Source organism: Streptomyces sp. NPDC021212, from assembly GCF_044332925.1.
Classification (GTDB): domain Bacteria; phylum Actinomycetota; class Actinomycetes; order Streptomycetales; family Streptomycetaceae; genus Streptomyces.
The window spans coordinates 162,963-184,742 of sequence record NZ_JBIRPZ010000008.1; the positions used below are offsets into that span (position 1 = coordinate 162,963).

Genomic DNA, 21,780 nt, shown 5'->3' on the forward strand with positions numbered 1-21,780 from the left:
CGATCACTCGATCACCTTGTGCCCAGGGCCGGGGGCGGGACGGCAATCTTGCGGGGCTCGGACAGGGCACCGTGGCGGGCTTCCGCCTCCCGGGACAGACACTCGATCAGGTAGTCCCCGGTTTCGGAGTCGATGGTCACGCCGTGGGTCTCGCTGCGGAATCCGGGGAAGCGGCGGTCGAACGACTCGAGGGCCGTCAGATAGCGCAGCAGCGGACCGTTCGCGGTGCCGATGCCCTCGCCGGGCATCAGCACCGGGATGCCGGGTGGCGTGACGGTGACCATGGCCGCGGCCACGCGGCCTGCCGCATCGGCAAGCCGTACCCGCTCGGTGCCGCCGCGGATCAGACGCTGGTAGCAGAGCTGCGGAGGGGCGACCGGCTCCGGCAGCTCCTGGAAGGCGGTGTCCAGCAGCTGGACCAGGTTCACCGCGCGGAGATAGTCGTGCATCTCCTGGCACAGTCCGCGCAGTGTGCCGCCGGTGTAGCGGTTCGGGTACGCGGTGACCAGCCCGGGCAGGACGCGGTCGAGCGGTGTGTCCTCGTCGTAGTGGGACTTGAAGTCCATCAGGGCGTCCAGGAGGGTGCCCCACTTGCCCTTGGTGATGCCCATGGAGAACAGGACCAGGGTGGTGTAGCTGTCGGTCTTCTCCACCACGACGTTCCGGGTGGCCAGGTAGGACGTGAGGATCCGGGCGGGGATGCCCCAATCGGCCATGTGGCCGCTTGCGTTGATCCCCGGGCAGGTCACGGTCACCTTGAGGGGATCGAGCATGCAGTAGCCCTGGGCGAGCCCGGGGAATCCGTGCCAATCCGCGTCGGGCTCCAGCTCCCAGCACGACGGTTCCGTGCGCAGCAGCTCGGCCGGGGCCTCGTCGAAGGGCAGCCGCTCGCCGGTGGACGGGTCGGTCACCGTCTCCGGCTGCCAGACCCCGAAGAACCAGGCGGGACGGTCACCGGCGGCCTTGATGCGACGGCCGATCCGCACCACCGCCTGGCGGAAGCGGATCGCCTCGGTCACCGCCTCATCGATCAGCCAGCGGCCTTGCGGGCCGTCCATCATCGCGGTGGCGACGTCCAAGGAGGCGATCATCGGATACAGCGGGGAGGTGGTGCCGTGCATCATCAGCGCCTCGTTGAACCTGTCGTGCTCCACCGGGGCTCGGGGCGCGGGCTTGATGTGCACCATGGCGCTCTGCGACAGCGCGGCCAGCAGTTTGTGGGTGGACTGGGTGGCGAAGACGGTGGGCCGGTCCGGGCCGGGGAAGGTGTCGGGGCCCACGGACATCCCGTAGCGCCCGGCGTAGAGGGGGTGGAAGCGGGCGTAGGCGAACCACGCCTCGTCGAAGTGGACCCGGGGTGTGCTGGCCGCGAACGCTCGGGCGACCTGGAGCGCGTCGTAACACAGGCCGTCGTAGGTGGAGTTGGTGAAGACGGCGTACTGGGCTTGGGAGGAGAGTGCTTCGCGCGCCAGTGGGTTTCCGCCGACGCGGGCGGCCACGGTGTCCGCCTGGATCTCGCCCGGGGGCAGCGGGCCGGAGAGACCGTAGCCATTGCGCGTAGGGATCAGATACACCGGCCGCGAGCCGGAGATGACCAGGCCGTGCAGCACCGACTTGTGGCAGTTCCGGTCCACGAGCGCGATCTCGTCACGGGTCACGCTGAAGTGGCCGACGAGACGGTCGCAGGTGGAATCGCCGTGCAGGACGAAATACGTGAGGTCGGCGCCGAAGACCCGGGCGGCGTTCCGCTCCGCCTCGCCGATGGGCCCCGTGTGCTCGAAGAGGGAGCCGAGCGCTTCGACCGAGATGGACAGATCGCTACGGAACAGCCGCTCCCCGAAGTAGTCGTGGAAGGCCCGGCCCACCGGTGACTTCAGAAAGGCGACGCCACCGGCGTGGGCCGGGGTGTGCCAGGAGTACTCGTGCGTATCGTCGAAGTGGCGCAGTGCCTTGAAGAACGGTGGCAGTACGGCTTCGCGGTAAGCGCGGGCAGCGCTGGAAATCCGCCCGGCGATGAAGGCTGCGGTGTCCTCCTCCGGCCAGACGTACCCGACCACGGTCTCCGACACCCACAGCGGCAGGTCTTCGAAGCCTTCGTCGGCCGCGATGAGGAAGACCGGCAGGCTCTGGAACCGTCGGCCCACGTCGCGTAGTACGGCGGCGCCGCCCGGTTCGCCGCTCGGGTCAAGCTCCCAGTCCACCAACGCCGCTGCCAGACCGGCCTCGGTGCGCAGCACCGTCCGGGCTTCGGCGCCGGTCCCGGCCCACCGCACGGCGAATCCTGCGGCCTCGACCGCCTCACGGATCCTGCGCAGTTGTTCGGCCCCGGCCGTGTCACCGCCGGGGTGCTCCCGGACCGCGAACAGAACGGTGTTGCCCGCCATATCCCCATCCCCCTCCTCGGCCTGCCGCCGCTGTCCGTCAGAGTTTCCGGGGACGGACGCGCGCATGGCGACGCAATCGGGGAAAGGCCACCCGAAAGGAGGACATGCCCTCAGACTCAGCCGGTGCGCACCGCCCGGGCCAGGAAGTGGTGTGCCGCGTCCTCGTAGCAGAGCAGGTCCCAGCCCGTCGCGTGCGGCGTGGGGCGCAGGTTCTGCTCGGCCAGCAGGTCGTCGGGGGCCAGGGGACGCCCGTGGCGGGCGGCGCGTTCGGCGCGGCCGGAGCGGTGGAAGAGCAGCAGGACACCGCCGGGGGCGGTTGCGCGGGCCCATTCACGCAGGGCGGCGGCGGAGTCGGGGACGTGATCGATCAGGCCCGCGCTGAAGACGCCGCCCAACGAGCCTGTCGGCAGCGGCAGTCGACAGGCGTAGCCGAGCAGCAGGTGGGCGACGCCCGCACGCCCTTCGCGGGCGGCGGCCGTGAGCATGGCCGGCGTGAGGTCCACTCCGAGTACGACACCCCGGGGACCGACTTCGTCGCGCAGCGCGGGCAGGGCGAGGCCACTGCCGCAGCCCATGTCCATGACCCGCTGCCCCGGGAGCAGTTCCCTGCGGGAGACGGCCGCCGCGTATCGGGGGCCGTCGGCGGCGAAGTGTTCCTCCCAGGTCGCCGCCAGCGAGGTGAAGAAGGCGCGGGTCGTGGTCCGGGCCGCCCGGGACGCCACGAGAGCGGCGAAGCGCTCGAAGACGCCGTCGCGGTGCGGTGCCGACGCGGTCAGTTCGGCGGGGGTGGACTCCCGGAGGTCCGGCACGGTGGCGGCCTCGTCCGGGAAGGCCGTGGCGAAGGCGTCGATGGCTTCCTCGTCCACCTCCAGGTGGAATTGCAGCCCCCAGCCCGCGCCACCGATGCGGAACGCCTGGACCGGGTAGCGGTCGCAGGAGGCCAGCAGGGCGGCACCGGCCGGGAGGTCCATGGTGTCGCCGTGCCAGTGCAGTACGCGCAGGTGTTCGGGTAGCGGGGCGAACAGCGGGTCGGCGGGCGCGGCCGAGGTCGTCCGCACCGTTCCCCAGCCGGTCTGCTGACCGTCGCCGGGCCGGGCCACGCCGCCCGCCGCCACCGCGAGCAGTTGCGCACCGAGGCACACCCCGAGCACGGGCACCACCGCCTCGAGCGCGACCCGCAGCAGGGCCAACTCGGCCGCGCGGGTCGGAAACGCAGGGGAGTCGTCGTACGCCGCCATCGGTCCTCCCATGACCACCAGCGCGGCCAGTCCGTCCGGCGATTCCGGCACCGGGTCCCCCGCCCAGGTCCGGCATACCCGCACCGGCAGTCCGGCCGCCTCCAGTGCGGTGCCGATGGCGTACGGGCCCTCGTGCGGCAGGTGCTGGACGACCAGGACGCCCGTCGGTTCCGCCCAGCTCACGGGTCGCCCTTCGTCGTTGCCGCACGGGTATCGCCTCGTGTCACGTCCACGAGGTGTAGCCGCCGTCCACGCGGATAGCGGTGATGCCGCTGATGTACCGGGCCCCGCAGCGGTCCTGGGGTAGGACGAGCTGGGTGCCTGCGCGGTCGAGCGAGGTGTCGTCGATACCGACCGCGAGCAGGACCGGCGCGCTGCCGAAGTCGGGGTCGATCTCCCCCCAGGACAGCAGGGCGTGGTGGCCGTCCGTGCCGGACACCGCGATCAGGAAGCGCAGGCGGTCCTTGCGGCGGGCGGGGTCGAAGCCGGGGCCGGCGGTCGCCAGGACGTCGTGCAGCAGCGGTCCGGTGAAACGGTGATGCCGGATGCCGCTAGTAGCGCACTCGAAGCTGACGTCGGCCTCGTGCTGGGGCCAGGCGAGCAGGTCGGGCACCGTCAGGCGGGCCGGACGGTGCAGATCGCCGGTGAGCACAAGTTCCGCCAGCGGGCGGGCGGCCGTACCGGCAGTGGCGAGGGACTGACTCACGGGCTACCACCTCCCGGATGACCGTACCCGGGCCCGGGTCACCTACAAACGCACATGCCAGGCCGGTCGATCACAACTCCGGCTCTTGCGATGCCATAGGCCCGATTTTCCTCGTATGTGCGGCAGGGTCGTCGGCGGCGGTGTTCAAAGCCAGGCGGCGAGTCCCCTGGGCGACAGGGCTCGTTCCACGGTCGGAGGCGGGTGGCTTGGGCGAGGGCGCGTTCGTAGACGACGCTGCGGATGCCGGCGAGCAGGTCGTCCTGGAGGATGGCGAAGGCGCCGCCGACCACGATGAGGTCGGGGTTGTGGAAGCACACCATGGCGGCGAGAACTTCGCCGAGGCCTTCACCGGCTTCCCGTACGGCGCGCAGAGCGCGGGGCTCGCCCTGCTGGGCGAGTCGTATGGCGTCCCATTTGGTCTTCACCGGCAGGCCCTCCCGGGCGAGTCGGGCGGCGATGTCCTCGCCGTTGACCACCGCGCCGAGGCAGTCCGAGTTGCCGCAGCCGCCGCAGAGCCGGTCCTGGTAGTCGGTGCCGCGCAGCCGTACGTGGGCGATGTCGCCGGAGATTCCGTCGGCGCCCCGGTGCAAGGGCTGAAACACCCCCTGACAAGTCAAGATTCCCGTGGCACTCTGCCTCACGCACGTCTATCCGCACCGCTCTTCGTTCCCCCACCCTGCCCGGACGCGACCGGTCCGGGCACGGCAGAAGGAGACATGCGTGAGACGCCATCGCACCGCCGCGGGCATTCTGCTGGCCGTCGGAGCCCTGCTCACCGGCGGCCTCCTCGATGCGGGCGCGGCCACCGCGGCACCGCCCGAATCGGCCTCCGGGCCGTCGGCAGCGGCCCGCACCGCCTCGTCCGCCGAACAGCACAGGGCCCGCACCTTCTGGACGGCTGAACGGATGCGCGCGGCCACCCCGCTCGATCTGCTGCTGACCCGGCAGGCCGCCAAGCGGCTGAAGACCCCCGAGACCGGAGGGCCGTCGACCACCGTCGAACCCACCGCCGCACCCGCCTCCTTCCCGCAGGCCGGTGGCCCGTGGACCGGCAGCGGGGAGGTGGTCAGCACCTCGGGCCGGGTGTTCTTCACCTTCCAGGGGCGTACCGCCTCCTGCACCGGCAACGCCGTGACCAGCCAGAACGCCAGTACCGTCATCACAGCCGGACACTGTGTGAAGTACCAGGGAAGCTGGCACACCAACTGGGTCTTCGTGCCCGCCTACGACAACGGCAACGCGCCGTACGGCAAGTGGACCGCGGCGACGACACTCACCACCCCGCAATGGGAAACCAGTGAGGACATCAACTACGACATCGGCGCCGCGGTCGTCGCCCCACTGAACGGCCAGAAACTCGCCTCGGTGGTCGGTTCGCAGGGAATCCAGTTCAACGGCGGCTACAACAAGCAGATGTACTCCTTCGGGTTCCCCGCCGCCTCGCCGTACGACGGTACGAAGCTCATCTACTGCAGCGGCAACAGCTCGAAGGACTTCCTCCTCACGCAGGACCACGGCCTCGCCTGCAACATGACGGGCGGCTCCAGCGGCGGCCCCTGGCTCACCGGCTTCAGCGAGCTCGCCGGCACCGGGCTCCAGGTCTCCGTGAACAGCTTCGGCTATGTCTTCCTGCCGAACCAGATGTTCGGTCCGTACTTCGGTGACGTGGCGAAGGCCCTGTACGACAAGGCCCAGGCCGCCTAGCCGATGCCGCCGCGCGGCTGCCGGCCCAGGGCCGGGCCGAGCCTGGTGGCGATGTCGGTGAGGATCTGGACATAGTCCTCGTGCGCGAAGGTGAACGGCAGCGCGAACGCGACCTCCTCGACCTCCCGGAAGGCGGCGTGGGAGGCGAGCCGTTCGGCGATCTCCTCCGACGTGCCGACGAGGTCGGGCGCGAACATCATGCGCGCCGGCCCCTGCGGTGTGGCGGTCCGCGGCATCCGCTTCCGGGCGTATTCCTCGTACTTCGCGCGCTGCTCCGGCGAGGCCGTGTCGGTGGGGATGACGACGAGCCCTTGGGAGACACGGGCACGGTCGCCATCGGGGTGGTGGGCGCGGAAGGTCCGGATGTGCGAGAGCTGGATCTCGGCGAAGTCCTCGGACTCCTCCGCCTTCACCACGCTGCTGGTGAGCAGGTTCATTCCCTGCTCACCAGCCCACCGGGCCGAACGCAGGCTGCCACCGCCGTACCACATGCGGCGGCCGAGTCCTGGAGAGTGCGGCTGGACCCGGTCGGAGAACACCTCGAAGCCCTCGACACCGCTGAAGTCGGTGACCTGTTCGCCGCGTACGAAGTCCAGCAGCCGTCGCACGCGCTCGTGGCTGAAGTCCTCGGCATCGGCCGTGTCCGGGTAGAGGGCGTCCTTGACCTGGTCGTAGTGGTTCGGCGGGCCGACGCTGACGCCCGGGTTGAGGCGGCCACGGGACAGGATGTCGACCGTTGCCAGGTCTTCGGCCAGCCGCAGCGGATTCTCCCATCCCACGGGGATGACGGCCGTGCCCAGCTCGATGCGGCTGGTGCGCTGTGAAGCCGCCGCCAGGACGGCGATGGGTGAGGAGATGCCGTACTGCAGATGGCGGTGGCGCACCCAGGCGCTGTCGAAACCCAGGCGTTCGCCCAGTTCGATGATGTCCAGTGTCGATTCATGGCCCCGGCCCGGGTCGGCCTCGTCGAACAGGCCGATGGTCAGGAAGCCGAGCTTCCGCAAGGGTCTCGAGGGCTGCGGCACCTGCTGGTGTGTCTTCATACGACAGGAGTCTCCAGCATCGCCGGAGCGGCCGGGGCGGGTTCGGGGGCGGCCGCCAGCAAAGTGCTGGTGTAGGGGTGTCGCGGGTGGACGCACACCTCGTCCGCGGGGCCCGTCTCGACGATCCGGCCCCGGTGCATGACCGCGATGCGGTGGCTGACCTGCCGTACGACCGCCAGGTCATGGGCGATGAACAGCAGGGCCAGTCCGAGGTCGCGCTGGAGGTCGGCCAGGAGGTTGACGATCTGCGCCTGTACCGAGACGTCGAGCGCCGAGACGGGTTCGTCGCACAGCAGCACGGACGGTTCCGGGGCCAGGGCGCGGGCGATGCCGATGCGCTGGCGCTGGCCGCCGGAGAACGCTCGGGGCATCCGGTCGGCGACGGCCGGGTCAAGGCCGACCAGTTCCAGCAGCTCGGCGACCCGCTTCTCGCGTGCGGCGCGGTCCGGCTGGAGCCCGTGGACGAGGAGGGGTTCACCGACGATGTCGCCCACCGTCATCCGCGGGTTGAGGGAGGCGTACGGGTCCTGGAACACCATCTGCACCTGGCGGCGCAGCGCCCGTAGCGCGGTACGGGACGGCCGGGTCACGTCCTCGCCGCGGAGCCGGATCGTGCCGCCGTCGGCCGGGTGGGCGTGTGCCAGCACCCGGGCCAGGGTGGATTTGCCGGACCCGGACTCCCCGACGACGCCGAGGGTTTCGCCCGCGTGCAGGGTGAGGGAGACGTCGTCGACGGCGACGAGCGGTGCGTGGCGGCGCCCCCGGAACTCCTTGCGCAGGGCGGCGGCCTCCAGCAGGGGTACGTCCCCTTCGGCGGTGGCGGGCTCGATGCGTTCGGTGTCCTCGGCGGGCGGGGCCACCGCGACCGACCGCTCTTCCTGGTACCAGCACGCCACGCCGTCGACCAGGGGCGGCGCCTCGGTCCGGCACCGCTCGTCCGCCGCCGCACACCGCTGCGCGAACGCGCAGCCGACGAGTGGCAGCGACAGGTCGGGCGGTGCGCCGGGAATACCGGTGAGCCGGGTGCCGGAGGGGGACGACAGCCGCGGTACGGCGGCCAGCAGCCCCGCGGTGTACGGGTGCCTGGGCCGGGTGAGGACGTCCGTCGTCGGGCCGTGCTCGGCGACCGTTCCGCCGTACATCACCAGCGCCCGGGCGCAGGAGCGGGAGACGACGCCCATGTTGTGGGTGATGAGGAGCAGGGCGGTGCCGGTCTCCTCGTTGAGCTTGGCCAGCAGGTGCAGGATCTGCTCCTGCACGGTGGCGTCGAGTGCCGTGGTCGGCTCGTCGGCCACCAGGACGTCCGGCTCGCCCGCGAGTGCCATCGCGATGAGGATGCGCTGGCGCTGGCCGCCGGAGAACTGGTGCGGATGGTCGTTCAGCCTGCGCCGCGGTTCCGGGATGCCCACCAGGTCGAGCAGTTCCTCGGCGCGGGCCCGCCGCGTGGCGCGATCGCCGTGGCGGTGGGCCCGCAGCACCTCGTCGAGATGGGTGTGGACCGACAGGACGGGGTTGAGGGAGGTCATCGGGTCCTGGAAGATCGTCCCGATCCGGGCGCCGCGCACCGCGCGCAGCTCCTCCTCGGTCGCGGTGGCGAGATCGGTGCCGTCCAGCAGCACCGATCCGGCGGTGATCCGTCCCGTGCCCGGCAGCATCCGGGTCAGCGCCAGCGCGGTGGTGGACTTTCCGGAGCCGGACTCGCCCACGACGGCGAGGGTTTCGCCGCGCTCCAGGGTGAAGTCCACGTCGCGTACGGCGTGGACGGTTCGTCCGTCCGGAGTGCTGAAGTCGACGCTGAGGCCGCGTACGTCGAGCAAGGGGGATGTCATCGGCGGACCTCCCGGTTCAGGGCCTCGGACAGCAGGGAGAAACCGAGGACGAGCGGGGTGACGGAGAGCATGGGCCCGGCGGCGAAGAAGGGCGCCTGGGCCAGGTAGGGCAGGGCCTGGCTGAGCATGCTGCCGAGGGTGGGTTCGGGCGGGCGCACACCGACCCCGAGGAAGCTCATGGCGCCTTCGAGGAAGACAGCGATGGTGAGGGAGAGGCCCAGCTGGACGACCAGCGGGTCGGCGCAGTTGGGCAGGATGTGCCGCAGCAGCAGCCGCGCCCGGCCGGTGCCGCCGACCCGCGCGGCGACGGCGTACTCGCGCTCGCGCTGGATGAGGATGGCGCCGCGCAACTGCCGTCCGAAGACGGGGATTTCGGCGAGCGCGATGACGACGATCACCGGTAGCCGGCCCGGGCCGAGGACCGCCGTGATGGCGAGCGCCAGAATCAGCCCCGGGAAGGCCAGCACCAGGTCGAACAGCCGCTGCGCGACGGTGTCCAGCACCGGGTGGACGGCGGCGAGCAGGGCGAAGGCGCAGCCCAGCAGTGCCCCGAGGGGCACTCCGATGGCGATCACCTCCAGGTCGGCACGGATGCCGTACAGCACCCGGCTGAGCAGGTCGCGGCCCAGGTCGTCGGTGCCGAGCAGGTGTCCGGCGCTGCCGGGGCCCAGCAGGGTGTCACCGCTCTGGTCGGTGGGATCGTAGGAGGTGAGCAGCGGGGCGAGCAGGCCGCCGAACACCACCAGGCCGACCAGCAGCAGGCCGATGCGGCCGCGGGTGGTGGTGAGGGCGGTGAGAGAGGGGTGGCGGGCGGCCCGTGTGCGTACCCGTCGGGCTCTTGCGGTCGAGAGCGTGGTCATGGCGGTGTTCACTCCCAGTTCAGTCCCACCGGATGCGCGGGTCGAGCAGCGCGTAGACGATGTCGGTCAGCAGTTGGATCGTCACGAACACCGTGACCAGGAGCAGCAGGACGTCCTGTACGACCGGGTAGTCGCGCCGGGTCAGCGCCTGGTGGGCGAGTTGGCCGAGGCCCGGCCAGGCGAAGATCGCCTCCACCAGGACGGCGCCGCCGAGGAGCTGGCCGGTCTGGATGCCGAGCAGGGTGACGACGGGTGGCAGGGCGTTCGGGAGGGCGTGCCGCCACAGCAGTCTGCGCCGGGGCACTCCGGCCGCGGTGGCGGTGCGGATGTAGTCCTCGCCGAGGGCGCGTTCCAGGCTGTCCTTCAGATAGCGGCCCAGGACGGCCGCGCTGGGGAGGGCCAGGCACAGCGACGGCAGCAGCAGATACTGCAGCTCCAGGTCGGGCGCTTCGAGGAGCCCGACCCGGCCACCGGACGGCAGCACGACGAACTGCACCGCGACGACCAGTACCAGCACCACGCCCGTCACGAACGGCGGCACCGCGAGGGCCGCGGTGGTGAGTGCCCGTACGGCCGTCCGCACCGCGGGGTGCCGGGAGGTGGCGCCGAGCACGCCGAGCAGCATGCCCAGGGCGACGGTGAAGAACAGTGCGCCCGCGGTGAGTTCGGCGGTGGCCGCGAATCCGTCACCGATCAGGTCGGCCACTTCACCGCCGATGGCGTACGAGGGTCCGAGTTCACCGGAGACCAGATCGCCGATCCAGGTCACGTACTGCGTCACCAGCGGCTGGTCGAGGCCGAGTTGGTGGCGGATGGCCTCGACCGACTGGGGCGAGGCGTCCGGCCCGGCGAGCGCGTCCGCGGCGTCGCCGGGGACGAGCCGCAGGATGGCGAAGATCAGGAAGGAGGCGAGGAGCAGGACGAGCAGGGCCGAGGGGATCTTCTTCAGGAGGTAGCCACGCATGGTCAGTCCAGGTAGGCGTTGTCGAGGTTGAGGTACACGTACTTGTTGAGCGTCGGCCCGTGCAGTCTCTTCGCCGCCACTTGCACCGCGTCCTCGATGGCGAGGTCGATGATGAACGCCTGGTCGAGCAGCAGGTCGGAAACTCGTCGGTAGAGGGCGTTGGCGGCGGCGCCGTCGGCCCCCTTGCGCCGCCACGCCGCATGGACGGCCTCCGTGTACTCCGACGAGCGGAAGTGTGAGGTGTTCTTGGCCTCGTTGAAGGGGTAGGCACTGATGGCAAGTGTCGAGGGGTGCACCTGCCCGAAGGCGTGGGTGTTGATCCACAGCGTCGGCATCGTGCCGGAGATCAGCTGCTTCTGGAACACGGCCGGGTCGGTGGGTTCCAGCCGGGTCTTGATCCCGGCCTCCTTCAGATCGTTCTGCACGATCTCGGCGATGGTGGTGTGCACCGGTGTCGTGGGGTGGCCCAGCGGCAGGGTCTGTTTCGTGGACACCCCGGAGGATTTCAGCAGCTCGCGGGCCTTGGCCGGGTTGTGTGTGTAGTGGGAGCGGTTGGCCTCGCTGTGCGCGGGTGAGGACCTGGGCCAGGGCGCCGCCGAGGCGAGGCCGTAGCCGCCGAGCGCCTGCGCCACGATCCGGTCCCGGTCCACCGCCCAGGCGACGGCCTGCCGGAAGGCCTTGTTGTCGGCCGGCGCCTTGGTGACGGTGGCGCCGACGTACATGGCGCCGGTGCCGGTGTCGTACTCCTTGACGCTGAAGCCCGCGCCGATCTTGAGCGTGGCCAGGTACTTGCCCGGTACGTGGTACGACAGCTGCGCCTGGCCCGAGCGCAGCGCGGACAGCAGGGCGTCCGGCTGGGTGTAGACGCGGACTTCGACGGCGTCCAGATAGGGGCGGTCCGGGATCCAGTACCTGTCGTTGCGCACGAGGTTGAGGCCCACCCCGGGCCTGCGGCTGACGTATGTGAAGGGGCCGGTGCCGTTGAGCTTCTTGCCCGCTATCGCGTCGTCGATCGTGTGCCGGTCCGCGATGATCATGAACTCGAAGAGGTCGAAGAGGTTGCTCACCGGGTGGGCGAGTCTCAGCACCAGCTCATGGTCGCCACGTTTCTCGAAACCGGTCACCGCCTTCGCGGTGGCGGCGAGTTGGGACGAGCGCTCCGGGTTCAACAGGTTCTTGACGGCGAAGATGACGTCGTCCGCGGTGAACGGGCGGCCGTCGTGATACGTCACGTCGTCGCGCAGCTTGAGTGTGATGCTCCGGCCGTCTGCGGCGTAACTCCACGAGGTGGCCAGCTCCGGCTGGGGCCGCAACCGGTCGTCGTAGCGGATCAGGGTGTTGTAGATCAGCCGGTTCTGCAGCGACTGGTCGGCCTGGGTGAACAGCAGGGAGGGCTCGAAGTCCTCGTTGACGGCGACCGTGAGCGTCCCGCCGCGCTTGGGTCCGCCCGCCGATCCGCCGACCGTGGAGACGGCGGAACGGCAGCCGGTCAGCGCGCCACCCGACCCGAGCAGCAGGGCACCGGCGCCGGCGGCCCGCAGCGCGGTGCGCCGGGACAGCGGGTCCGCAGGCGGGAAAGGGGGTGTGCGCATGAGGGAGGACCCATTCTTTTCGCTTCGGCAGGAAGTAATTCAGGAAGTCATTGACGGGAACGAACGCGTGGCAGCGCGCGGGCCGCGGATCGGCCGCGTCGCTACGGGGAGGCGGGGCAGCCGGAAGGACGGCGACCGGCGTGAGGTGCCACGCCGGACACGGATCAGCCGTGGCTCAGCGGCGGCGGATCAACGGTGCGTCAGCGGCGGTGCGTACCGGCCGTGCGTTATCGGCGGGCAGCACAGATCGCGCTGGCCTGCCGACACAGATCGACATGCCAGCGGGACACGAGGCGCAGGTCCGGGGGCACGCGCAGCAGAATGTCAGCGGTCCGGCGCGATGGTCAACAACCGTCTGAGCAGGGGGGCTTGTCAGGTCTACGGGAGCATTGCGGCCGTATTGCGACAAGCTTGCAGTGGGCTTGTGAGCAGCGGATCCAGTACGACCGTGGCGGCCGCCACGAGAAGGGCCGCCGGTCCAGCATGTGGGACCACGATCCGCTCGGGGTCGTCGCAGACGTGTGCGTGCGCGATCGCGGCCGTCCGGATCTCGTCGAGGTACGCGGGCTGTAGCGTGCTGGACCGCTCGGTGATCACCACGAGATCGGGGTTGAGCACGTCGAGGAGCAGGCCCGTCGCCCGGCCCACCGCCCGCGCCCGCTCCCGCAGGAGTGCGTCGGCCCGCCGGTCCCCCGCTGCCGCCGCGTCCACGAGCAGACCGGCGTCGGCCTCGGGAATCAGCCCCGCCGCCACCGCGCGCCGGGCGAGGACGGTGTCCGAAACCGTCGCCTCCAGACAGCCGGTACGGCCGCACGGACACGGCGCCGTGCTGTCCGGCACCGGCAGATGCGCCACGTCCCCGGCCCCCGACCTGGGCCCGCTGTGCACCACGCCCGCGATGGCGAGCGCCGCGTCCACCACGTTGCCGACGAACAGGTGCACCAGGGAGCGCCGTGCCGCCGGCCGCCCGAACAGCAACTCGGACCGGGCCACGGCACGGGCATGGTTGTCGACCCGGACGGGCAGCCCGGTGTGCCGTCGGAGGTCGGCTCCCAGCGGGTAGTGGTCCCAGCCGAGCGCCTCGTGCCGTACGACGGTGTCGTGCGCCGGGTCCACCCAGCCGCCGATGGCCGCGCCCACCCCGAGGACCCTGCCGCCGTCCGGCCGGTGTTCGGCGAGGAACGTGGCCAGCGCCCGCCCCATGCGTTCCCGCAGCTCGGCGGCGGGTATCCCGTCGTGCGGGAAGTCCTGCCGGGCCACCACCGTGCCGCGCAGATCCGTCAGTCCGAAGCTCGACCCGGGCACTCCGATGTGCACACCCGCGACGAGTGGCCCGCCCACATCACCGGTGTGCAGGTCCACCGGTATCTGCGGTCTGCCCACGCCGCTCGCGGCCACCAGCTCGGGCACCTCGCGCACCAGACCGAGCCGGGTCAGGTCGGTGCACTGCCGGGACACGGCCGCCGGACTCAGCCCGGCGAGCCGGGCGATGCCGCTGCGGGCCACCGGGCCGTGGTCGAGCACGGCGCGCAGCACCGACGCGGCGTTGGCCTCCCTGCGGCCGTCGCCGGAGGTACGGGCGCCCGGGGGCGGACTGATCGGCATGGTGGTCCTCCTGGCGGGTGGGCGGAAGTCTCCAACATGCCGTGCCCGGTGGTGTTCTGGCGACCCGAAGGAGGCCGGGGTCGCGCTCGTGTTGCAGGGTCATGAAGCCGACCGGTGAAACCTTGACCGGCCATCGGCACGATGCCCAAGCTCGTGGACGTGACCGCGATGAATCTCCGCGTTCCGCGGCTTTGTGCGGGCCGGGGGCGCCCCGCCCGCTCCGGGTGTGCGTGTCGCTGACCGCCCACGGCACCCCTCTCTCCTTCAGCGTTCTGCACGTTTCACCTGCGCGGATTTTCTTCCGCTCCGACAGCAACGAAAAGAAGCCGTCACCCACCCCGGCGAAGGGACCCTCCACCATGACGTTCACCGCACCCCCCGCGACCACCACCCTCACCGTCGAGAAGATCGGCGGCCGCATCGGGGCCGTGATCTCCGGAGTGCGGCTCGGCGCCGACCTGGACGAGGCCACCGTGGCCGCGATCCGCGCCGCCGCGCTCGAGCACAAGGTCGTGTTCTTCCGCGACCAGCACCACCTCGACGCCGAGAGCCACGAGGCGTTCGGCAGGCTCCTCGGCGAGCCCGTCGCGCACCCCACCGTGCCCTCCGCCGACGGCCGCTACGCGTTCCCCATCGACAACGAGCACGGCGGACGCGCCAACCAGTGGCACACCGACGTCACCTTCGTCCCCGCCTACCCGGCCTTCTCCATCCTGCGCGCCGAGGTCATCCCGCCCTACGGCGGCAACACCCTCTGGTCCAACACCGCCGCCGCCTACGCCAAACTCCCCGAGCCGCTGCGGGTCCTGGCCGACAGCCTGCGCGGCGTGCACACCAACGACTACGACTACGCCGCCACCCGCCCCGACGCGCCGGCCGCGGCGCTGGAGCGGCACCTCACCGTGTTCACCGCCATCAAGTTCCAGACCGAGCACCCGGTGGTGCGCGTCCACCCCGAGACCGGCGAACGCACCCTGATCCTGGGGAACTTCATCCAGAAACTCACCGGCTTCAACGGCCGCGACTCGCGCGCCCTTATCGAGCTCCTCCAGTCGCACATCGAACGTCCGGAGAACACCATCCGCTGGCAGTGGCGCGCCGGTGACGTCGCCCTCTGGGACAACCGCGCCACTCAGCACTACGGCGTCGACGACTCCGACAACCACGAGCGCACCCTGCGCCGCGTCACCATCGACGGCGACGTACCGGTCGGCGTGGACGGCCGCCACTCGGTGCTGCTCGCACCGGAGTCGGTGCCCGACCCCGCCTACGGAATCGCCTCGGGCGCCTCCACCGATGGCGCGCTCGCGCAGGGCTGATCCGTCACTTGGATTCCACGCGTCCGAGCGGGTGGGAGCCGACCGTCAGCGCTTCCCGCGCCACCTGCCACGCGGAATCCCCGGGGTACAGCTCGGTGCGGAGGTAGGCCCAGGTGAGCCGCTGGACCGCGGACACGCGCTCGGGGCTCTCGTCCGTGGTCTCGGCGACGTCATATCCCGCGACCCCGCCGAGCCCGTGCTCCGCGTCGAACAGGGTGAGCAGGGACTTGGGGCCCGGGGAGAGGGTGTACGGATCGGTGTGCCAGTCCGGGCCCATGACCGTCAGGTGGGCAGAGGCGTCCTTCTCCCCGGCGACCACGAGCGCGGGCGTCGTCATCGTGGAGAAGTCCGTGGTCAAGAAGAACGGCATGTTCTCCGCCACGGACGGGCTGAGCGCATCGCCACCCCTGCCGGGCGCCGCGAGCAGGACGCCCGCCTTGATGCGGGGCTCGGCCAGGTTCACCTCCGTACCGTCGTGCGGATCGGTGAGCCGGGCGCCGAGCAGCAGGCTCGCGGTGTGCCCGCCCATCGAGTGCCCGGCCACGGCAACCCTGCTGCGGTCCAGGCGCCCGAGGAGCTGCGGTACGGCGGCCTCGATCACATCGAGCCCGTCGAGGATGCGCTTCATGTCCTCGGTCCGGGATCGCCAGAACAGCGGCGCACCGGGGGTGTCGGGGTCCAAGCTCAGGGTCCTGGAGCTCAGATGGGTGGGCTGGATCACGACGAATCCGTGTGCCGCCCAGAAGTTGGCGAGAGGGGCGTAGCCGTTCAGCGAGGAGAGGTGGTTCGAGTAGCCGTGGCCGTGCGACAGGAGGATGACCGGCAGGTCGCTCCCGGTCACGGGCGCCGAGACGCGCGTCTCCAGGTCCACGGCCCGGCCGGGGGCGGGTAGCACCACCGGACTGACCGAGAGGACGGGAGCGGGCGAGCGATGCGTGTCGGCTGGGTAGGTCGGTTCACTCATGATGCGTGTTCCCCTTCGACGGCCCCCACACGGAAAGCGGAGCGCTGTTCCGGATCAATATACGGAGCAACGTTCCGCTTCGTCAACGTCTCCTGGTCAGCCCGGCAGACGGAATACTTCGAGCAGCGCCGAGGCTGACCTGTCCATGAGTGAGATTCTTGTGACAGGCGCGACCGGCAGTGTCGGCCGACAAGTTGTTGCTCGACTCCTGGCCACGGACACCGACGTGCGGGCATTGGCGCGGGACCCCGAAACGGCCGGGCTACCGGAGGAAGTGACGGTCCTCAGCGGGGACCTGTCCGAGCCGGACACGCTGGAGAGGGCATCGCCTCCAACGCGCGAGGGTGGGCCGAGCAGATCCGCGCCACGCAGGTCGTTCGCGGCCCCGACATCGCCGCTACAGCCGTGATCCACGAGCGCGATGTCGCGGCCGTGGCGGTCCATGCCCTGACCGCTGACGGGCATGTAGGTGCGAAGCACGTCCTGACTGGTCCGCAGGTACTGAGCAGGGCCGAACAGGTCCATGCGATCGGAGAGGCGATCAGCCGCCCGGTGACCTTCGAAAAGGTCCCCGTACAGGCCGCGCGCGAGCAACTGCTCGCCGACGGCAGGCCACCCGCCCTCGTCGAAGCACTGTTGGCCAGCGCTGAAAACCGTCCCGAATCGAACCTGATCACCTCGACGGTGGAAGAGATCACCGGAGTGCCCGCGCGCACCTTCCGTGTATGGGCGGAGGAGCATGCGGAGGAATTCCGCTAGGTTCGCGGTGCCGTTCAGCACGCCCCGGAGGTGTGACTGGGTCGAGAACCGTCACACCAGGCCCGGCAGGTCGACGGCGGACGGGTGACGGCCCGCGTTGGGGGGTATTCCCCGTCGCGACCCCTGGGGTGCGCCCGATCGCGCCCCGTTGGGGGCGAAACGAGCGTCCAGCCATGCCTTCCACTCTGCGAAACGCCTCGCCATGGCACTCGGTGTCGTTACGCTGCTCGCCATCGAGGTGGCCCCCGCCCCCGCCCAGCCCGCCGGTCCCTCCCCTGTGAAGCGGTTACGTCAGGACACCGAGGCGATCCACACCCTCGGCATCAGCGGTGCGCAGACCCGCACGATCGCGCGTGATGGTCGGCAGTCGGTCGCCACCAGCGGTATCCACGACGACCTGCCCGGATACAGGAGTACTACCAGCAGCGCCACGACGTGTACCTCCCCGAGCAGATGGTTGCCCGCGCCATGGCCCACGCGCCCGACTTTCCGCCCGGCGAGGACTGGGAGTATTCCAACACCGGCTACGTCCTCCTCGGCATGATCATCCAGAAGGCCACAGGTCAACCCGCCCACCAGGCGATCGAAGACCGCATCCTGCGCCCGCCCGGCCTCGACCGGACCCGGTGGATGGGCACCTCGCCCGCCCTGCCCCGGCCGCATGCCCAGGCCTACCAGCTCTTCGGCCCCGGTTCCCGGGTGGACGTCACCGACCGGATACCGGTGGACCATTCGATCCTTTCGTTCGTCACGACCACACGGGACGAGAACGTCTTCCTCCGCACACTGCTCGCAGGCCGCCTGCTACCGGTGCGGCAGCTGGCCCAGATGAAGCAGACCGTCCCCGTGAGCGCGGAGGTCCAACAGCACTAGTCCGGCGGGCGATACGGGCTCGGTCTGGTGGAACGCTCCCTGAATGCCGTCTTGTGTGCGCCGCGCATCGGGCACGCCTGCGATCGCATCTGAAATACCGTCGGCCGCGTTCGCAAACCCCGCGCAGGCCACGATCATCTTATCGAGTTAATACTGACGGCTCCCCTTGGCCGATCAGGTGCCCTGGCAACTACCGTTCCATGGGTCTGCGCGGATACCCGGATGCACCCCTCCCTCCTCCTTTCCGGTGACGCGCATGCGCGCGAGGCCACCGCCGTGACGAAGGAGAGCTCGCCCGATGACTGTTGGTACCAGCCCGGAATCACCCCTGGAGCCGACTCGGCAGTCCAGCCTGAGCACGGCTGCTGCCCGCAACCTGGCCACCACGACCAAGTCCGCGCCGCAGATGCAGGGGATCACCTCGCGCTGGCTGCTGCGGTCGCTCCCCTGGGTCGAGGTCAAGGGCGGTACCTACCGGGTGAACCGCCGGCTGACCTACACCGTCGGCGACGGGCGCGTGGAGTTCGTCCAGGACGGTGGCACCGTCCGGGTAATCCCCCGCGAGCTCGGCGAACTGGCCCTGCTGCGGGGCTTCGAGGACGTGGAGGTGCTGACGGCCATCGCCGACCGGTGCGTCCAGCACGACTTCCGGGCCGGGGAAACGCTGGTCGAGCGCGGCACGCCCGCCGAGCAGATCCACTTGATCGCGCACGGCCGCGTCAAGCGGACCACGGTCGGCAAGTACGGTGACGAGGTCGCCGTCGCCGTGCTCGCCGACGGCGACCGGTTCGGTGAGGACTCCCTGCTGGACACGGACGCCCGGTGGGACTGCACCGCCACCGCCGAGACCGCCGGCACCCTGCTCACCCTGTCCCGCGCCGACTTCGACGCCGTGCTGTCCTCGGCGCCGAGCCTCCAGGACCACGTCCGGGAGTTCCGTTCACTTCTCGGCCGGCAGCAGAACCATCGTGGTGAGGCCGAGATCGCCTTGTCGGCCGGTCACACCGGCGAACCCGCGCTGCCCGGCACGTTCGTCGACTACGAGCTGAAGCCGCGCGAGTACGAACTCTCCGTCGCGCAGACCGTTCTGCGGATCCACACGAGGGTCGCCGACCTCTACAACGAGCCAATGAACCAGACCGAGGAGCAACTGCGGCTCATCATCGAGGCGCTGCGTGAGCGCCAGGAGCACGAGCTGATCAACAACCGAGAGTTCGGCCTGCTCCACAACGCCGACTTCAAGCAGCGCATCCAGCCCCACTCCGGCCCGCCCACCCCGGACGACCTCGACGAACTGCTCTGCCGCCGCCGCGGCTCGAAGTTCTTCCTCGCCCATCCCCGGACGATCGCGGCGATCGGGCGGGAGTTCAACTCCCGCGGGCTCTATCCGACCCACGTCGACCTCGGCGGGCAGCAGGTCCCGGCCTGGCGCGGCGTCCCGATCCTGCCGTGCAACAAGATTCCCATCAGCAAGGAGAACACCAGCTCGGTCCTCGTCATGCGCACCGGCGAGGACAACCAGGGTGTCATCGGCCTCCGGCAGACCGGTCTGCCGGAGGAGTACGAACCGGGCCTGTCGGTGCGCTTCATGGGCATCGACGAGAAGGCGATCATCTCCTACCTCGTGAGCGCCTACTACTCCGCCGCCATCCTGGTGCCGGATGCCCTCGGCGTGCTGGAGAACGTGCAGATCGCCCGCAGCCGCGACTAAGGGCCCTCCCCTGCACGACGGCTACGACGGCCCGGCCCCGCGCCGGGCGGGCCGCGCGTGCCCGGAGTCCATCCGGGACTGCCACCCACCCCACCGAGGAGCCATGGATGCCTGCGCCTGAGTTTCCCCCTCCGCCCTCCCTGCCCACCCCGCCGCCCGCCGCTGCCGTCGAGGCGCGCACCGCGGGCGCCGGCCTGGAACGGCTCCTGCGCGGCCCCAGCGGACTGGGCACGGCGAGCCTGCACCTGGCCCCGCGCGAGGAGCCGACGCCGCCCGCGCCGCCGGAGGATCCGGCCGAAGGCCACCCTGTCCCGGGCCTCTACTACCACCCGGTGCCGGAGCCCGACCCCGGGCGGGTGGAGGAGGTCAGCCGCAGGATCAAGGCCTGGGCGCTGGACGAGGTCGACCTGTATCCCGAGGACTGGGAGGACCAGTTCGACGGCTTCTCCGTGGGTCGCTACATGGTCGCCTGCCACCCCGACGCCCCCACCGTCGACCATCTGATGCTCGCCACGCGCATGATGGTCGCCGAGAACGCGGTGGACGACTGCTACTGCGAGGACCACGGCGGCTCGCCCATCGGCCTCGGCGGGCGCCTGCTGCTGGCGCACACCGCCCTCGACCCGTTGCACACGGCGAAGGAGTACGAGCCGCAGTGGGCGGAGTCGCTCCATGCGGACGCGCCCCGGCGCGCCTACCGCTCGGCCATGGAGTACTTCGTCCGAGAGGCCAGCGCCTCCCAGGCCGACCGGTTCCGGCACGACATGGCCCGTCTGCACATGGGATACCTCGCCGAGGCCGCGTGGGCCCAGACGGACCACGTGCCCGAGGTGTGGGAATACCTGGCGATGCGCCAGTTCAACAACTTTCGGCCCTGCCCCACCATCACCGACACCGTCGGGGGCTACGAACTGCCGGCGGACCTGCACGCCAGGCCCGCGATGCAGCGGGTCATCGCGCTCGCCGGGAACGCCACCACCATCGTGAACGACCTGTACTCGTACACCAAGGAGCTGGCCGGCCCCGGCCTGCACCTGAACCTGCCCGTGGTGATCGCCAAACGTGAGGGCATCTCCGAGCGGGAGGCCTATCTGAAGACGGTCGAGGTCCACAACGACCTCATGCACGACTTCGAGGACGAAGCAGCGGCCCTGGCCGCCGCCCTCCCCGTCCCGACGGTGCAGCGTTTTCTGCGCGGCGTGGCCGCGTGGGTCGACGGCAACCACTACTGGCACCAGACCAATACCTACCGCTACAGCCTGCCCGATTTCTGGTAAGAGGAATGGAGCTATCAATGACCAGCACCGAGTTCAGCACCGCCATCGGCGCTTCCGCCGACGCCTCCGCATTCATCCCCGCCCCGGTGACGCCCTACCAAGGGGACATCGCCCGCTACTGGGATCGCGAGGCCAGGCCCGTGAACCTGCGGCTCGGTGATGTGGACGGCCTGTACCACCACCACTACGGCATCGGAGACGTCGACCACGCCGCTCTCGGCGGCGACGGCGATGACGAGAAGAAGCTGATCGCCGAGCTGCACCGCCTGGAGTCGGCTCAGGCCGAACTTCTCCTGGACCATCTCGGCCCCATTGGGCGCGACGACACGCTCGTGGATGCCGGATGCGGCCGCGGTGGCTCCATGGTCATGGCCCACCAGCGCTTCGGGTGCACGGTGGAGGGCGTCACGCTGTCGGCCAAGCAGGCCGACTTCGCCAACGGGCGTGCACGCGAACTCGGGATCGAGGACCACGTCCGCGCCCACGTCTGCAACATGCTCGATACGCCCTTCGAGACCGGGCAGGCCGCGGCCTCGTGGAACAACGAGTCGACCATGTACGTCGACCTCCACGACCTCTTCGCCGAGCACTCCCGCATCCTCGCGGTCGGCGGCCGCTACGTGACCATCACCGGCTGCTGGAACCCGCGTTACGGCCAGCCGTCGAAGTGGGTCTCGCAGATCAACGCGCACTTCGAGTGCAACATCCACTCCCGCCGGGAGTACCTGCGTGCCATGGCCGACAATCGCCTCGTACCGCAGGCCGTCATCGACCTCACCCCCGCGACGCTGCCCTACTGGGAGCTGCGGGCCACGTCCTCGCTGGTCACGGGCATTGAGGAAGCGTTCATCAACTCCTACAAGGACGGCTCCTTCCAGTACGTCCTGATCGCGGCCGACCGCGTCTGAACCGCCCGACGACTCCGTGACGGCTGAAAGGGCCGGGTCCGTTC

The 21,780-nt window shown here is 70.4% G+C and carries 20 protein-coding genes and 1 pseudogene; 8 read left to right on the forward strand and 13 right to left on the reverse strand.

What is annotated here, in order from left to right:
* Window positions 1-11: 11 nt before the first annotated feature.
* The 4 genes from ACH4SI_RS22535 to ACH4SI_RS22550 all read right to left on the reverse strand — a co-directional run bounded on the left by ACH4SI_RS22535 (window position 12) and on the right by ACH4SI_RS22550 (window position 4,918).
* Window positions 12-2,384, reverse strand: coding sequence for an Orn/Lys/Arg decarboxylase N-terminal domain-containing protein (locus tag ACH4SI_RS22535; protein WP_398298251.1), 2,373 nt, complete (start codon window positions 2,382-2,384; stop codon window positions 12-14).
* A gap of 116 nt (window positions 2,385-2,500) precedes the next feature.
* On the reverse strand, window positions 2,501-3,805 hold the full coding sequence (locus tag ACH4SI_RS22540) for a methyltransferase domain-containing protein (RefSeq protein WP_398298253.1): 1,305 nt from the start codon (window positions 3,803-3,805) through the stop codon (window positions 2,501-2,503).
* Between the two features lie 40 nt (window positions 3,806-3,845).
* Complete coding sequence (locus tag ACH4SI_RS22545; protein ID WP_398298255.1) at window positions 3,846-4,328, reverse strand: molybdopterin-dependent oxidoreductase; 483 nt, start codon at window positions 4,326-4,328, stop codon at window positions 3,846-3,848.
* A 38-nt stretch (window positions 4,329-4,366) separates the two neighbouring features.
* Window positions 4,367-4,918: an ROK family protein gene (locus ACH4SI_RS22550; protein WP_398298257.1), complete on the reverse strand. Its 552-nt coding sequence runs from the start codon at window positions 4,916-4,918 to the stop codon at window positions 4,367-4,369.
* Window positions 4,919-5,048: 130 nt separating this feature from the next.
* Between ACH4SI_RS22550 and ACH4SI_RS22555 the strand changes: the two genes are divergently transcribed.
* Complete coding sequence (locus ACH4SI_RS22555; RefSeq protein ID WP_398298259.1) at window positions 5,049-6,032, forward strand: trypsin-like serine peptidase; 984 nt, start codon at window positions 5,049-5,051, stop codon at window positions 6,030-6,032.
* Here ACH4SI_RS22555 and ACH4SI_RS22560 read toward each other — a convergent pair.
* From ACH4SI_RS22560 to ACH4SI_RS22590, 7 genes are all read right to left on the reverse strand, one after another.
* Window positions 6,029-7,057 (reverse strand): LLM class flavin-dependent oxidoreductase, encoded by a 1,029-nt coding sequence (locus ACH4SI_RS22560; protein ID WP_398298791.1) that lies wholly within the window; start codon window positions 7,055-7,057, stop codon window positions 6,029-6,031. The two genes, ACH4SI_RS22555 and ACH4SI_RS22560, sit on opposite strands and share 4 nt — an antisense overlap.
* 14 nt (window positions 7,058-7,071) lie before the next feature.
* Complete coding sequence (locus tag ACH4SI_RS22565; protein ID WP_398298261.1) at window positions 7,072-8,904, reverse strand: ABC transporter ATP-binding protein; 1,833 nt, start codon at window positions 8,902-8,904, stop codon at window positions 7,072-7,074.
* Entirely contained in the window at window positions 8,901-9,764 is an 864-nt protein-coding gene (locus ACH4SI_RS22570; RefSeq protein WP_398298263.1) for an ABC transporter permease, read from the reverse strand. Before ACH4SI_RS22570 ends, ACH4SI_RS22565 begins: the two co-directional genes overlap by 4 nt.
* A 19-nt stretch (window positions 9,765-9,783) precedes the next feature.
* Window positions 9,784-10,728 (reverse strand): ABC transporter permease, encoded by a 945-nt coding sequence (locus ACH4SI_RS22575; protein WP_398298265.1) that lies wholly within the window; start codon window positions 10,726-10,728, stop codon window positions 9,784-9,786.
* Window positions 10,729-10,730: 2 nt separating this feature from the next.
* The gene (locus tag ACH4SI_RS22580) at window positions 10,731-12,320 is read right to left on the reverse strand and encodes an ABC transporter substrate-binding protein (RefSeq protein WP_398298267.1); all 1,590 of its coding nucleotides are present in this window, start codon (window positions 12,318-12,320) and stop codon (window positions 10,731-10,733) included.
* Window positions 12,321-12,547: 227 nt separating this feature from the next.
* On the reverse strand, window positions 12,548-12,631 hold the full coding sequence (locus ACH4SI_RS22585) for a putative leader peptide (RefSeq protein ID WP_398298793.1): 84 nt from the start codon (window positions 12,629-12,631) through the stop codon (window positions 12,548-12,550).
* Between the two features lie 67 nt (window positions 12,632-12,698).
* Entirely contained in the window at window positions 12,699-13,925 is a 1,227-nt protein-coding gene (locus ACH4SI_RS22590) for an ROK family protein (protein ID WP_398298269.1), read from the reverse strand.
* Window positions 13,926-14,284: 359 nt separating this feature from the next.
* Here ACH4SI_RS22590 and ACH4SI_RS22595 point away from each other — a divergent pair, with 359 nt between their 5' ends.
* Window positions 14,285-15,244: a TauD/TfdA dioxygenase family protein gene (locus ACH4SI_RS22595; protein ID WP_398298271.1), complete on the forward strand. Its 960-nt coding sequence runs from the start codon at window positions 14,285-14,287 to the stop codon at window positions 15,242-15,244.
* Window positions 15,245-15,248: 4 nt separating this feature from the next.
* Here ACH4SI_RS22595 and ACH4SI_RS22600 read toward each other — a convergent pair whose 3' ends face one another.
* Window positions 15,249-16,208, reverse strand: a complete 960-nt coding sequence (locus ACH4SI_RS22600; protein WP_398298273.1) for an alpha/beta hydrolase family protein — start codon at window positions 16,206-16,208, stop codon at window positions 15,249-15,251.
* Window positions 16,209-16,353: 145 nt separating this feature from the next.
* Between ACH4SI_RS22600 and ACH4SI_RS22605 the strand changes: the two genes are divergently transcribed.
* Both ACH4SI_RS22605 and ACH4SI_RS22610 read left to right on the forward strand, forming a co-directional pair.
* Complete coding sequence (locus ACH4SI_RS22605) at window positions 16,354-16,617, forward strand: SDR family oxidoreductase (protein ID WP_398298275.1); 264 nt, start codon at window positions 16,354-16,356, stop codon at window positions 16,615-16,617.
* Entirely contained in the window at window positions 16,614-16,967 is a 354-nt protein-coding gene (locus tag ACH4SI_RS22610; RefSeq protein WP_398298277.1) for a hypothetical protein, read from the forward strand. The genes ACH4SI_RS22605 and ACH4SI_RS22610 overlap by 4 nt, the downstream gene beginning before the upstream one ends.
* Window positions 16,968-17,258: 291 nt before the next feature.
* On the opposite strand, the gene ACH4SI_RS22615 is transcribed toward ACH4SI_RS22610, so the two are convergent.
* Window positions 17,259-17,444, reverse strand: coding sequence for a hypothetical protein (locus ACH4SI_RS22615; RefSeq protein WP_398298279.1), 186 nt, complete (start codon window positions 17,442-17,444; stop codon window positions 17,259-17,261).
* Between ACH4SI_RS22615 and ACH4SI_RS22620 the strand changes: the two genes are divergently transcribed.
* The 4 genes and pseudogenes from ACH4SI_RS22620 to ACH4SI_RS22635 all read left to right on the forward strand — a co-directional run bounded on the left by ACH4SI_RS22620 (window position 17,436) and on the right by ACH4SI_RS22635 (window position 21,736).
* Window positions 17,436-17,840: a serine hydrolase domain-containing protein gene (locus tag ACH4SI_RS22620; protein WP_398298281.1), complete on the forward strand. Its 405-nt coding sequence runs from the start codon at window positions 17,436-17,438 to the stop codon at window positions 17,838-17,840. The genes ACH4SI_RS22615 and ACH4SI_RS22620 overlap by 9 nt on opposite strands.
* A gap of 298 nt (window positions 17,841-18,138) precedes the next feature.
* Window positions 18,139-19,551, forward strand: a complete 1,413-nt coding sequence (locus ACH4SI_RS22625) for a family 2B encapsulin nanocompartment shell protein (RefSeq protein ID WP_398298283.1) — start codon at window positions 18,139-18,141, stop codon at window positions 19,549-19,551.
* Window positions 19,542-20,828: pseudogene (locus ACH4SI_RS22630) on the forward strand (family 2 encapsulin nanocompartment cargo protein terpene cyclase); the annotation flags it as partial. The gene ACH4SI_RS22625 and the pseudogene ACH4SI_RS22630, both read left to right, overlap by 10 nt.
* Before the next feature lie 17 nt (window positions 20,829-20,845).
* Window positions 20,846-21,736, forward strand: a complete 891-nt coding sequence (locus tag ACH4SI_RS22635) for a geranyl diphosphate 2-C-methyltransferase (RefSeq protein WP_398298288.1) — start codon at window positions 20,846-20,848, stop codon at window positions 21,734-21,736.
* Window positions 21,737-21,780 lie beyond the last annotated feature (44 nt).

What these genes read in the sequence shown, in the direction of transcription:
- ACH4SI_RS22575 (WP_398298265.1), bottom strand. Translation starts at nt 10,728, where the DNA reads ATGCGTGGCTACCTCCTGAAGAAGATCCCCTCGGCCCTGCTCGTCCTG.
- ACH4SI_RS22625 (WP_398298283.1), top strand. Translation starts at nt 18,139, where the DNA reads ATGACTGTTGGTACCAGCCCGGAATCACCCCTGGAGCCGACTCGGCAG.
- ACH4SI_RS22580 (WP_398298267.1), bottom strand. Translation starts at nt 12,320, where the DNA reads ATGCGCACACCCCCTTTCCCGCCTGCGGACCCGCTGTCCCGGCGCACC.
- ACH4SI_RS22595 (WP_398298271.1), top strand. Translation starts at nt 14,285, where the DNA reads ATGACGTTCACCGCACCCCCCGCGACCACCACCCTCACCGTCGAGAAG.
- ACH4SI_RS22535 (WP_398298251.1), bottom strand. Translation starts at nt 2,384, where the DNA reads ATGGCGGGCAACACCGTTCTGTTCGCGGTCCGGGAGCACCCCGGCGGT.
- ACH4SI_RS22635 (WP_398298288.1), top strand. Translation starts at nt 20,846, where the DNA reads ATGACCAGCACCGAGTTCAGCACCGCCATCGGCGCTTCCGCCGACGCC.
- ACH4SI_RS22605 (WP_398298275.1), top strand. Translation starts at nt 16,354, where the DNA reads ATGAGTGAGATTCTTGTGACAGGCGCGACCGGCAGTGTCGGCCGACAA.
- ACH4SI_RS22565 (WP_398298261.1), bottom strand. Translation starts at nt 8,904, where the DNA reads ATGACATCCCCCTTGCTCGACGTACGCGGCCTCAGCGTCGACTTCAGC.
- ACH4SI_RS22570 (WP_398298263.1), bottom strand. Translation starts at nt 9,764, where the DNA reads ATGACCACGCTCTCGACCGCAAGAGCCCGACGGGTACGCACACGGGCC.
- ACH4SI_RS22590 (WP_398298269.1), bottom strand. Translation starts at nt 13,925, where the DNA reads ATGCCGATCAGTCCGCCCCCGGGCGCCCGTACCTCCGGCGACGGCCGC.
- ACH4SI_RS22600 (WP_398298273.1), bottom strand. Translation starts at nt 16,208, where the DNA reads ATGAGTGAACCGACCTACCCAGCCGACACGCATCGCTCGCCCGCTCCC.
- ACH4SI_RS22620 (WP_398298281.1), top strand. Translation starts at nt 17,436, where the DNA reads ATGGCCCACGCGCCCGACTTTCCGCCCGGCGAGGACTGGGAGTATTCC.